General features: G+C 63.7%; 12 protein-coding genes. 3 read left to right on the top strand and 9 right to left on the bottom strand.

Annotated elements, in window-relative coordinates:
- Positions 1-14: 14 nt before the first annotated feature.
- Entirely contained in the window at positions 15-887 is an 873-nt protein-coding gene (locus WA904_RS12440) for a fumarylacetoacetate hydrolase family protein (protein WP_425197435.1), read from the bottom strand.
- A gap of 167 nt (positions 888-1,054) precedes the next feature.
- On the opposite strand from WA904_RS12440, the gene WA904_RS12435 reads away from it, so the two are divergent.
- From WA904_RS12435 to WA904_RS12425, 3 genes are read left to right on the top strand one after another with little or no spacing between them, the layout of a single operon-like run.
- Positions 1,055-2,023, top strand: a complete 969-nt coding sequence (locus WA904_RS12435) for a Bug family tripartite tricarboxylate transporter substrate binding protein (RefSeq protein WP_425197434.1) — start codon at positions 1,055-1,057, stop codon at positions 2,021-2,023.
- Positions 2,024-2,054: 31 nt separating this feature from the next.
- A complete protein-coding gene (locus WA904_RS12430) occupies positions 2,055-3,026 on the top strand; it encodes a tripartite tricarboxylate transporter substrate binding protein (protein ID WP_425197433.1) in 972 nt (323 codons plus the stop codon).
- Between the two features lie 20 nt (positions 3,027-3,046).
- The gene (locus tag WA904_RS12425; protein WP_425197432.1) at positions 3,047-3,754 is read left to right on the top strand and encodes a molybdate ABC transporter substrate-binding protein; all 708 of its coding nucleotides are present in this window, start codon (positions 3,047-3,049) and stop codon (positions 3,752-3,754) included.
- Between the two features lie 7 nt (positions 3,755-3,761).
- On the opposite strand, the gene htpG is transcribed toward WA904_RS12425, so the two are convergent.
- From htpG to WA904_RS12385, 8 genes are all read right to left on the bottom strand, one after another.
- Positions 3,762-5,642 carry a molecular chaperone HtpG gene (gene htpG, locus WA904_RS12420; protein ID WP_425197431.1) on the bottom strand — a complete coding sequence of 627 codons (1,881 nt, stop codon included), beginning with the start codon at positions 5,640-5,642 and terminating at the stop codon, positions 3,762-3,764.
- Positions 5,643-5,775: 133 nt separating this feature from the next.
- Positions 5,776-6,081 carry a DUF4148 domain-containing protein gene (locus WA904_RS12415; protein ID WP_425197430.1) on the bottom strand — a complete coding sequence of 102 codons (306 nt, stop codon included), beginning with the start codon at positions 6,079-6,081 and terminating at the stop codon, positions 5,776-5,778.
- A 147-nt stretch (positions 6,082-6,228) separates the two neighbouring features.
- Complete coding sequence (locus WA904_RS12410; RefSeq protein ID WP_425197429.1) at positions 6,229-7,587, bottom strand: ATP-binding protein; 1,359 nt, start codon at positions 7,585-7,587, stop codon at positions 6,229-6,231.
- Positions 7,584-8,276 carry a response regulator gene (locus tag WA904_RS12405; RefSeq protein ID WP_425197428.1) on the bottom strand — a complete coding sequence of 231 codons (693 nt, stop codon included), beginning with the start codon at positions 8,274-8,276 and terminating at the stop codon, positions 7,584-7,586. Before WA904_RS12405 ends, WA904_RS12410 begins: the two co-directional genes overlap by 4 nt.
- A complete protein-coding gene (locus tag WA904_RS12400) occupies positions 8,276-8,665 on the bottom strand; it encodes a hypothetical protein (protein WP_425197427.1) in 390 nt (129 codons plus the stop codon). Before WA904_RS12400 ends, WA904_RS12405 begins: the two co-directional genes overlap by 1 nt.
- Positions 8,666-8,742: 77 nt before the next feature.
- Positions 8,743-10,065 (bottom strand): lipase family alpha/beta hydrolase, encoded by a 1,323-nt coding sequence (locus WA904_RS12395; RefSeq protein WP_425197426.1) that lies wholly within the window; start codon positions 10,063-10,065, stop codon positions 8,743-8,745.
- Between the two features lie 129 nt (positions 10,066-10,194).
- Positions 10,195-11,034: a pseudouridine synthase gene (locus WA904_RS12390; protein WP_425197425.1), complete on the bottom strand. Its 840-nt coding sequence runs from the start codon at positions 11,032-11,034 to the stop codon at positions 10,195-10,197.
- Between the two features lie 247 nt (positions 11,035-11,281).
- Entirely contained in the window at positions 11,282-11,992 is a 711-nt protein-coding gene (locus WA904_RS12385; RefSeq protein WP_425197424.1) for a Crp/Fnr family transcriptional regulator, read from the bottom strand.
- Positions 11,993-12,035 lie beyond the last annotated feature (43 nt).

Below are 12,035 nucleotides of genomic sequence, written 5' to 3'. Positions count from 1 at the left end.
CCGTCAGGCGCGCCTCAGCGCACCGGATTTTCCAGGCTGCCAATCCCGTCGATCTCGACCCGCACCACATCGCCGAACTTCAGGTATCTGGGCGGTTTGAAACCAATGCCGACACCGACCGGTGTGCCAGTGGCGATCACATCGCCGGGGTAAAGCGTGATGCCTGCCGACAACGTTTCAATCAGTTTCGGGATGTCAAAAATCAGGTCGGTCGTGGAAGCGTTCTGGCGCAGTTCGTTGTTGACGTAGCAACGCACGCCGGTCCGGGTGCCATCGCACTCGTCGGCACTGACCAGCCACGGGCCCATGGGGCAAAAAGTGTCGAACGATTTTCCAAGGTGCCACTGCTTGTGGCGGCTTTGCCAGTCGCGCGCGGTCACGTCGTTGATGATGGTGTAGCCCCAGACATGCGCCATCGCATCTTTGGCCAGGATGCCTTTGCCGCCACGCCCGATGATGACGGTCAGTTCGGCTTCGTAGTCGATGGCGCTGGACACTGCAGGCATCTCGATGGCAGCGCCGGGCCCCACCACCGACTCCGGAACCTTGGTGAAATAGATGGGGCAGTCCGGAATGTCTTCACCCGCCCTGGCGCTGCTGTCAAAACCGCTGCCGGCAAACTCTTTCGCATGTGCAAAGTAATTTTTTCCGACACAAAAAATATTGCGCCGCGGCCTGGGCAGCGGTGCCGTGATCTGCACGCCGCTGAGCGCCACTGCCGCCAGCAGCGGCGGCAGGGCTTCGCCGCGCGCCTGCATCTCGATCAACGCCAACGCACCCTGCTCGCGCTGCGCTTGCGGCAAATCGAAAGGCTGGACTTGCAGGAGGTCGGCAGAAACCAGACCCACGCCGGGCTGGCCATTCTGGCGGTAGGCCACAATTTTCATGACACTGTCTCTCTTTGTTTTTTTGCCCAGCGTTGTGCACAGGCAGTTGCGGCAACAGGAGCCTAGGGATTGCGATAGCCCTGAATTTTCAGATGGATGTTAGCATGCAAACCACAAAAATCAGCGGTTGACTGATGCCCAGCCGAACGCCCCTACAGGAGACAAACATGAAACGCCGAGCCGTATTGCTGAGTGCCTTGCTCATGTCGAGCGCCGCCTGGGTGGCTGCACAAAATGCATGGCCTGCACGCCCCATCACGATGATTGTTCCCTTCCCGCCAGGCGGCCTGGCCGACCTGGTGGCACGTCCTGTGGCTGAAGCCATGTCGCGCGATCTGGGACAAGCTGTGGTGATTGAAAACAAGGCCGGTGCAGGCGGCGGCATCGGCATGGGCCTGGCGGCCAAAGCCAGACCCGACGGCTACACGGTGCTGATGGCCTTGTCCTCGCTGACCGTGATTCCCGAAGCGGACACCCTGCTCGGGCGGCCGCCGATGTTTGCGCTTGGCGACCTGCGCCCCATCGCCCGCTTCACCGCCGACCCGACGGTATTGGCGGTGCGTGCCGACGCACCGTGGAAGACTGTGCAGCAATTTGTCGAAGACGCCAAAAAACGCCCCGGTGCAATCAACTACGGCTCATCGGGTAACTACGGCACCATGCATGTGCCCATGGAAATCCTCTCGCAGAACGCCGGCGTGAAAATGACGCACGTTCCCTTCACCGGCGCAGGCCCAGCGGTGGTAGCCCTGCTCGGCGGGCAGATCGATGCGGTTTCTTCAGGCCCGGCCACCGTGCTGCAGCACATCAAGGCCGGCAAGATCCGGGTGCTGGCCCATTGGGGCAGTGCCCCGCTGGGCGCCCTGCCTGACGCACCGAGCCTGAAGGACGCCGGCTACAACGCCGAATATGCGCAGTGGTCCGGCCTGTTCATTCCGAAAGATACGCCAGAGCCCATCGCCCAGCGTCTGCGCGCCGCGGCGAAGTTTGCGGCCCAGGACAGCAAGGTCAGGGAGGTCATCCTCAATGCAGGCAGCCCGGTTCTTTACCAGGACGCCACGGACTTCGAGAAATATGTGCAAACCGACGCCAGGCGCATGGCCGATGTCGTCAAGCGCATCGGCAAGCTGGAATAAGCAAAGCGGCAGATCTTCACCGGAGAACATCATGGGCTTCAAGAATGCTTTCGCGCTTGCACTCGGCCTGGCTGCAACGGCCCTGGCAACCGGCACTGCCGCACAGACCTATCCCGCCAGGCCGGTAAAAATCATTGTGCCCTTCGCCGCGGGCGGCCCTGCCGACAACTACGCGCGTTTTGTGGCGCAACGCCTTCAGGATGCGCTGGGTCAGTCCTTTGTGATCGACAACCGGCCGGGCGGCGGCTCGGTAATCGGGACGGACATGGCCGCCAAATCGCCGGCCGACGGTTACACCCTGCTGATGATGTCCAACACACACACCGTCAACGAAACGCTGATCCCCAACAAGCCGTTTCAACTGATGCGCGACTTTGTGGCCGTGGCACCCGTCAACTATTCGGACCTGGTCCTGGTTGCCCACCCGGCCCTGCCGGCCAGCAACCTTGGTGAGCTGCTCCAACAGGCCAGGGCCAGGCCGGGCAAGTTCAACTATGCGTCTTCCGGCCCGGGAACGCCCTACCACATGGCCGGCGAGCTGTTCAAGAGCATGGCCGACGTGTACCTGGTGCACATACCCTATCGCGGCAGCTCCGGCGCGCGCACCGACGTCATGGGCGGCCAGGTGGATGTGATGTTCGATGCCGTCACCACCATGGCCGAGCAGATCAAGGCCGGCAAGGTCAAGGCCATTGCAACCACCGGCAAGGTGCGCTCCGAGGTGTTGCCCGGCGTACCCACCATGAGCGAAGCCGGCGTTCCCGGCTACGAAGCCACCATCTGGCTCGGCCTGATGGCGCCACGCGGCACCCCCAAAGCCGTGGTTGAACGGCTCAACGAGGCCGTCTCGAAAATTTCCAGCCAGCCGGAAGTCAGGCAGCTCTGGACCAGACAGGGCGCGGTGCCGATGGTGATGACGCCAGACGTGTTCGACAAATACATGCGCGACGACATCGCCAAATGGTCGCGTGTCATCAAGGCCGCCGACATCAAGGCCGACTGAAAACCCGGACATCGCTGTTCATGCCTCAACTTCATCTGCTCAGCGGCGGTGCCGCCAAGGGCCTGGTCTCTGCCCTTCAATCCCGCTTTCAGGCCCGGACCGGTCTGGCCATCAACGGGCACTTCGATGCGGTCGGCATGATGAAAGACCAGTTGCTCGCAGGTGCGCCCTGCGACGTGCTCATCCTGACCGGGGCGCTGATCACACAGTTGACGGGCAGCGGTCATGTGGTGGCCGGCAGCGCCCGGCCGCTGGGTCTTGTGAAAACCGGTATCGCCGTGAAAGAAGGCGTCGCCCCCCCACCGCTGGCCAGCACGTCCCAGCTCAGGCAGGCCCTGTGGTCGGCCTCAGGCATCTATTTCCCCGATCCGGTCAAGGCCACAGCAGGCATTCACTTCATGAACGTAATGCGGCAACTGGGCATTGATGCAGAAGTGTCCTCCCGCCTGCATCCCTGTCCCAATGGCGCGGCCGCGATGCAGGCGCTGTCGCAGGCCGGCGATCCCGGTGCCATCGGCTGCACCCAGGTCACTGAAATTATTTTTGCGCCGGGCGTGTCCCTGGCGGCGGCCCTGCCCCGGGAATTTGAACTGGCGACGGTCTACACCGCCGCCGTCTGCAGCCGGTCGGCGCAGCCGGAAGAAGCCACCGCCCTGATCGAGCTGCTCACCAGCGACGAAGCCGCCGGGCTTCGCAGCGCCGGCGGCTTCGAGCCGCTTCCGGAGTGAGCCGGCCCTACAGCAGCAAGGCGTTGACCCGCTTCACATAAGCAGCAGGATTATCCGGCAGCCCGCCCTCGGCCAGCAGGGCCTGGTCGAACAGGATATGGGCCAGGTCGTCGAAGTGATCACTACCTTCGAGTTTTTTCACCAGCGGATGCTGGGCATTTATTTCCAGGATGGGCTTGACCTCGGGTGCGGTCTGACCGGCCTGCTTGAGCATGCGGGCCAGCTGCGTGGACATGTCGCCGTCCTGAACCACCAGGCAGGCCGGTGAGTCGACCAGGCGCGTGGTGGCGCGCACGTCCTTGGCCTTGTCTTTCAGGGCTTCCTTGAGCCTGTCGAGGACGGGCTTGAACTGGGTCTGCGCTTCCTCGGCGGCTTTTTTCTCGTCCTCGTCCTGCAGCTTGCCGAGGTCCACAGCGCCCTTCGCGACCGACTGCAGCGGCGTGCCATCGAACTCGTGCAGGTAGTTCAGTGCCCACTCGTCCACGCGGTCGGTCATGAGCAGCACCTCGATGCCCTTCTTGCGAAAGATCTCGAGTTGCGGGCTGTTTTTGCCGGCCGCCTGGGTGTCGGCCGTGATGTAGTAAATCGCGTCCTGGCCTTCCTTCATGCGCGCCTTGTAATCGGCAAAACCCACCGTCGTGGTGTCGGTGGTGGAACTCGCAAAACGCAGCAGCTTGGCCAGGCGATCGCGGTTGGCAAAGTCTTCACCCAGGCCTTCCTTGAGCACAGCGCCGAACTCGGCGTAGAAGCTTGCAAACTTTTCCGGCTCGTTGGTCGCCAGGTCCTCGATCATGGACAACACGCGTTTGGTGCAGCCTTCACGGATGGCCTTGACGGCACGGCTTTCCTGCAGCAGCTCGCGCGAGACGTTGAGCGGCAGGTCGGACGAGTCGACCACACCTTTGACAAAACGCAGGTAAACCGGCAGCAGTGCCTGGGCATCGTCCATGATGAAGACACGCTTGACATAGAGCTTGACGCCGGCCGCCTTGTCGCGGTTGAACAGGTCCATGGGCGCCTTGGCCGGAATGTAGAGCAGCTGGGTGTATTCGGTCGCACCTTCCACACGGTTGTGGGTGCTGGCCAGCGGAGGTTGGCTGTCGTAGCTGATCTGCTTGTAGAACTCGTCGTACTGCTCTTGCGTGATATCTTTTTTGGCGCGTGTCCAGAGGGCCGCCGCCTGGTTGACGGTTTCCCACTCGTCGGTGGTAACCATCTCGCCTGGCTGGTCGTTCTCGCCTTCTTTCCACTCTTCCTTCTTCATCAGGATGGGCAGAGAAATATGGTCGGAATATTTGCTGATGATGCTTTTGAGCTTCCAGGTGTTCAGGTACTCGGTGGCATCGTCCTTCAGGTGCAGGATGACGCTGGTGCCGCGCTCTACACGCTCTGTCGTCTCGACCTCGAAGTCGCCGGTGCCGGCACTGGTCCAGCGCACGCCTTCGGCCACCGGCAGGCCGGCGCGGCGGCTTTCAACCGTGATCTTGTCGGCCACGATGAAGCCGGAATAAAAGCCGACGCCGAACTGGCCGATCAGCTGCGCATCGTTTTTCTGGTCCCCCGAGAGTTTGGCCATGAAGTCACGCGTGCCGCTTTTGGCAATCGTGCCCAGGTGTTCCACGGCTTCGATTTGCGACAGGCCGATGCCGTTGTCGGTGATGGTCAGGGTTTTGGCTGTCTTGTCGAAACTCACTCGCACGTCCAGATTCGGCGTGTCTTCGTACAGGGCGGCATTGTTCAGGCCTTCAAAACGCAGCTTGTCGCAGGCGTCCGAGGCGTTGGAGACCAGCTCACGCAGGAAAATATCGGGGTTGGAATACAGGGAATGGGTGACGAGGTTCAGCAGCTGGGCGACTTCGGCCTGGAAGGAAAGGGTTTGCTTGCTCATGGTGGTGGGTTCTTGAAATGGGAAAGAGTAAGACAAAAGACAAACGCCCCTGGAGGTAGGGGCGTCGTCGCATATTTCAAGACCCGATTATCGCGGGTCCGGGATGCGCCCCGGACCCGCGGCCGATGAGGGCTTAGCCTTCCAGGCCGGTCAGCTCGCCGCTGCGGATCTTGCCCAGACGCAAGGCCTGGGCGGCTTCACCGCGCACGATGGCGGTAGGCACGGCAGACTTCACCGGGGTGGCAACGCGCGATCCGGAAGGAATGTGATCGTATTTCTTGACCGCTGTCACGGCTTCGACCATGACTTCGGCGCGGGTACGGTTGCCTTCTGTCTGCAGTGCAAACTGCGAAGCAGGATCAGGCGTTTCGGCGCGCACACCGGTGGAAGCGATGGCAGCAAAGGTAGCGATGGCGATGAGGGCGTAAGACTTGTTCATGATGATGACCTTTCAGTGAGTGGATAAAACCGGAAGTTTTTCGGTTGGATCCGGCTCTTTCAAGCCCAAACTTCAACCGTGACCTCACTGTATTTGGGGCAAATTAGGCGATCATGAGCGAAGTCTTAGCTGGAAATGAGCACGTGTTCAGACCGTCTCGACGCGCGCCACGAGCCCGCTGCGATCGTCCCGGTTGCGCAGGCTGATGCGCATGCTGCAGCGTTGTGCGGCCGCCTGCGCTATGGACAGGCCCAGCCCGCTGCCGCGTACATCATTTCCCGGCACGCGAAAGAACCGGTCGAACACGCGGCCCAGCAGCTCCGGCGGAATGCCCGGGCCGGTGTCTGCCACCTCGATGGCGAGTTTGCCCTGGCTCTTCGTGACACGCACATCCACCACGCCGCCTTCCGGGGAATAACGCAGGGCGTTTTCTATCATGTTGTCAACCACGCTGCGCAGGTCGCCGCTGGAGCAGGTCAGCATGGTGGGCTCCGCAGGCAAGCCGGACTCCTCCATGCCGAGATCAATGTTGCGCTGGTCGGCCAGCGCAATCAGCGTGTTGATGCTTTCGCGCAGCACCTCGTGCACATTGACCGGAATGGACGGAGATTCCGCACCCACGGACTGCTGGCGCGACAGCCTGAGCAGTTGGTCAACCAGCCGCTGCGCACGCTGCACGCCGGCTTCCAGCTGGGCGAAACGCTGTGCCGGCGCACCGGCGGCAAAATCGCCGCGCAGATTCTCCAGCTGCAGGCTCACCGCCGTGATGGGCGTGCGCAGCTCGTGGGCAGCGTCCTGTACAAAACGCCGCTGCGCGGCAAACGCATCACGCAGCCGCGTCAGCAGGCTGTTGAAGGAAACAACCAGCGGCGCAATTTCCTGCGGCACGCGGTCCAGCGGCAACTCGGCGATGCTGTGCTCGTCCTGCGATGCAGCCTGGCGTGCGATGTCGCCGATAGCGCGCGACATGATGGCCGCCACGCACCAGAGGACAAAGGCCGAAAGCGGCAGCAGGATGATCACCGGCAAAATCGCGGTGCCGGCCCGTTCTGCGGCCAGGTGGCGGCGGAACTCGCCGCTTTGCAGCACCTGTACGCGGCGCGAACCCGACGACTCGTTCACGGGCGTGGTGTAGATACGCCAGGGTGCGCCGTTTGCCTTGACGTCATGAAAACCGCTTTCCGGCTGCAAGCTGGGCGCCAATCCCAGCCAGGAGTTGGAACGGGGGCTGCCATCCGCGTCGAACACCTGCACCACATAACTGCCCCACTTGTGGATCTGCTCACCCGTCAACGCCGGCAACACCATGTCCTGCTCCTGCGCCACCATGGATTCGGCAATCAGCTCCATCTGGTTGTCCATGAAGGTGGCCACCATGCGGTTGTAGGTCCAGTAGGCGAAACCGGCCGACGCCGCGCCCACCAACACAAACACCGGCAGCAGCCACAGCAGCAGCGCGCGGCGCAGCGAACACAGCCTACCCGCGGGAAAAACGTGGATCATCATGCCGCGTCTCCGGCGGCGGAAGACGCCGCCGGCGTGCCGGTGATGCGCCAGCCCAGGCCCCGCACATTGCGAATGACATCTGCACCCAGTTTTTTGCGCATGCCGTGAATTAATACGTCCACGGCATTGCTCATGACTTCTTCACCCCAGCCATAAATGCGGTTCTCGAGCTGGTCGCGCGAGAGGATGGCACCCGGCCGTTCAAGCAGCGCGTGAAGCAGTGCGTACTCGCGCGCAGAAAGTGCCGACTGCTCGCCATTGACCACCACCTCGCGCGTGGTGAGGTCAAGCTGCACCACGCCGTTGCCGATCAGCGAATGCGCACTGCCGTCGCGCCGCCGGATGATGGCGCGCATGCGGGCCAGGAGTTCGCGGAATTCATAGGGCTTGACGAGGTAGTCGTCCGCCCCGAGGTCCAGCCCCGTGATGCGGTCGTCCAGGCCGTCCCGCGCAGTCAGCACCAGGACAGGTGTGGCATCACCCCGTGTGCGGGCCTGGCGCAGCACCTCCACGCCGTCGCGCTTGGGCAGCCCCAGGTCCAGCAGCACGCAGGCATAGGCGCCGTCGGCCAGTGCGCTCTGCGCCAGCAGGCCGTCGCGCACCCAGTCCACCGACCAGCCGTTGGTTTCCAGCGCCTGCTGCAGGCTGCGGCCAATCATGTCGTCGTCTTCAACCAGCAGGACCCGCATCACGCCTCCCCGTGCCGCGGCGACAGGCCTTCCCAACGGGCCTGCCGCCTGGCGGCCTGCAATAGCAGGGCGCCGGCACACAGCAGGGCGGCCATGCCGGCCAGGTTCAGGTAGAGGGCTGCCGTCGCGACAAATCCGGGCGTGGCCAGCGCGATACCGACAAACCCGGCCTGGCTGAGCACGCCTGCGGCCACCACGGCCGGGCGGATGGCCCGGACAAGCACGGCGCCAAGCAGCGCTGCGGCCAGCAGGGCGATCAAAAACTGATGGTGCAGCAGCAACGGCAGGGCGGCGCCGTCCGGTGGCGGCAGGGCCAGCAGGACAAACACGGCGCTCACACCGACGGCGAGCAGGATGGCGCGGGCAACGTGTTCGGGAAAAGTGTCCATGGCTGTCAGGATGTGGTGGTGGAGACTGTATCTTCGCCGGACTGAATTAGGCTCGAATTAGCTGCAAACCCGGGCGCTCAGCCCAGCCAGCGCCTGAGCTGCTGGTAAACCGGCGCGCTGTGCAGCAACGCGATGTGCCCGGTCTCCACCGCTATCCACTGCCGGTCGGGCGAAAAAGCCAGGTCGCGCGCGGGATCTGCGTGCTGGCCCAGTGCACTGGACAAGGGCACCAGCCCGTCGCCAAGCACCTCTTCCAGCAGCGGGGTACGGGCTGTCCCGTCCGTGGCAGGAACCGCGCCCCGTGTGGCGGCCACGGCAAAACAGGCGACACCGGCCGGCAGCGGCAAAGGCTGCCGGTTATCCGGCGCAGCGGCAAAACGGTCGGCGTCCTGCCAGTCGGCCGGCAACACGTGGCCGTGACGCAGGTCGGTGATGCCCGCGCTGCGGATCTGGGCAATTTTTGCGAACGGCCGGGTGACCGGGTTGCTGCCGAGCACGGTGTCCACCCAGTTCCCGACTTTTTCCAGCGGCGCACCATGGTGCGGTGTGCCGAGAAAAACCAGATGTTTGAGCCGCCCCAGCCACTGCAGGCCACCGGCCGCCGCGCTGTGGCAGGCGCTGCGCGCCACCAGGCCGCCCATGCTGTGTGTCAACAGGCTCAAGGCTTCCACCTCCTGCGGCCAGGCTTGCAGCAACTGCTCCAGCAGCGCTGCAAGCTGCCCGCCGTTGACCGAGGTGTGCAGGCCGGTGTTGTAGTGCAGGTAAACCGGGGTGTAGCCGAACTCATGGGCAAGCTGCCGGCCGTAGTCCTCGTCGTCCTGCAGACCCGCTGCGCCCCACTGCAGGTCGTTCATGCACAGGCCATGGACCAGCACCAGGATTTTCCCGGTGGCGCCGGGCAAGCGCTGCGCCAGCGCGGCCTTGTCCAGCAGCAGGGGCTGGCCTTCGTGGCGCAGGCTCATGTCAATGGCCAGCGGATTGGCGCTGTCCTGCAACTGGTCACCGAGCACACCATTCAGGGCGGCCAGCAGGGCCTCCCGCTGCGGGGACGAAGCCGGTGCCGCCAGCCGCGGCACCACGCGCGACAGCACGGCATCCACAGCGCCGCCGGCCAGGCGCGTCACACCCTTGACGCTGCCGTAGACCAGGCCGGTGATGCCGCGTTTCCGGACACCGGAAGCACCGGCTTCGCGGTCCACAAACTTCTTCCCGGCAGGGCCAAATGGTGCGGCGACGGCCTTGTAGACATTGCCCTGCACCTTCTCCACCAGCTCGGTGATGCCCAGCGTGCCCCGCGTGGCAAGTTGCGCGAGGCCCTGGATGTCGGACGGATGCAGATGGCTGCGCAACTGGTCCAGGGAAGGAAGCCTGGACAGACGCGGTGGTGGTGAGGTGCTCATGCCGCCATTGTCGCGGCCGGCAGGAGGGGCGTCCAGCGGCCCCCTTTTTACCCGATCTTGTGAATGAAAAGTGGCTCCAGCCCAATAGGTACGGGCGCAAGCAGCTCCTGAAACAGGAGCAGATTCAGCTCAGAAGCTTTCGTGGGGAGCCAGGTAGCGCCACTGGCCAACCGGTAGATGGCCGAGGTTGACCCGGCCGATACGCACGCGTTTGAGCCCTGTCACAAACAGGCCAACCTGTTCGCACATGCGGCGGATCTGGCGCTTCTTGCCTTCCTTGAGCACAAAGCGCAACTGCTCGGGGTTTTGCCACTCGACACGCGCCGGCTTCAGGGTCTCACCGTCCAGGCTCAGGCCGTGACGCAGCAAGGCCAGTTTTTCCGGCGGAAACACGGCCTGCACATTGACGGTCTCGGCGCCGTAGCTGACACGCACCAGGTATTCTTTTTCGATCTCCGAGTCCTCGCCGATCAGCTGCCGCGCGACGCGGCCGTCTTGCGTGAGCACCAGCAGCCCGATCGAGTCGATGTCGAGCCGGCCCGCCGGCGCCAGGCCGCGCAGCTGCTCATGGCCCCAGCGCATGCGGCTGTTGCACTCGCGCCACCGGTTCTGCGGCTGCACCAACACCACCGCAGGCTCGTGCCCGTCTTCGGCCTGGCCGCTTACATAACCCACCGGCTTGTTGACCAGGATCGTGACCTGCTGGCGCTGCTGCTGCTCGGCTTCGCGCGCCACCTCGATGCGTGCGTTTGCAGCCACCGGCTGGCCCATCACTGCCGGCTGGCCGTCCACACGGACCCAGCCGCGCGCAATCCAGTCGTCGGCCTCGCGGCGTGAACACATGCCGAGTTCGGCCATGCGTTTGTTCAGGCGAACCGTCAGCACCGGGACGCCTGGGGCGGCCGCCGCCTTCGGGATGCGCACTGCAGCGCCGGGAACCGGGAATTTAGGGGGAGTGGATTGAGCCATGGAGCGCTCCATTTTAGGCGGCCCGCTCCAAACCGTTCCTGCAGCGAGCCCTTCCGGTGTCTGTCACCAGGGTGAGTGCACCCAGGCAGCGCACGGTCCTGCAGCGGGTTGCACTCGGTGCCATGGGGAAAACGATCAGTCTGAGGCCTGGACCCACCGGCTACAGGCGCTCAATCAGGTTCCGGCCATATGATCGCTATTGTTTTGATAGCTCATTGCATCCGGCCCCATGGGGCTACAGCCATTTTTATGCAAAAACGCTGGACCGCAATGCCTCCAGGTTCAGCACGCGCAGGCCGCCGTATTCGATCCGGATGATGCCTTGCGCCTGCAGATGGGCCAAAGCTTCGTTCACGCGCTGGCGTGACAGCCCGACCAGGTAAGCCATCTCCTGCTGGGTGATGCGCAGGATTTCACCAACGCCCGGGTACAGCACCGGATTGAACAATGCCGCCAGGCTACGCGCCACACGCAGGTCGGGATTGTTCATGCGGTCGATCTCGCGTGCGGCAATGAACTGGCCCAGGCGCTCGTTGAGCTGGTTCATCACGAAGCGGTTGAAGCCGATGGAGTGGTCCAGCAGCCAGTGAAAAGTGTCCACCGGCAAGCCCGCCACCACACTTTTGCGCAGCGCCTGGATGTTGTAGCGATAAGGCTCGCGCTTGAGCGCCGTGCCCTCGCCGAACCAGCCGCCCGGCGGCAAGCCGGCGAAGGTCATGGTCGCGCCCTGCGCGTTGTCGCTGCTCATCTTGAGCAGGCCTTCGACCACACCGAACCAGTAGGTGACCGGCTTGCCGACCCGGCAGACGTAGTCGCCCGGTGCAGCGTCGCCCACCTGCAGTTGCGCCATTGCGCGTGCGCGCTCCTCCGGCAGCAGTTGCCACAACCAGGGAATGCCTTGCTGCTCATCGGAAGTGGGCTTCCTGCGGCGCTGGTGAAGGGTGAGGTCGGTGGACATGGGTCGGCAAGCTCGGATGAAAGAATCCCACTCCGGGAAACTC

Origin of the sequence: Polaromonas sp., assembly GCF_049790275.1 — a bacterium.
In the GTDB taxonomy this organism is placed as follows: Bacteria; Pseudomonadota; Gammaproteobacteria; order Burkholderiales; family Burkholderiaceae_C; genus Polaromonas.
Note: the sequence above shows the minus strand (reverse complement) of the source record. Positions and strands in the feature narration are given on the sequence as shown.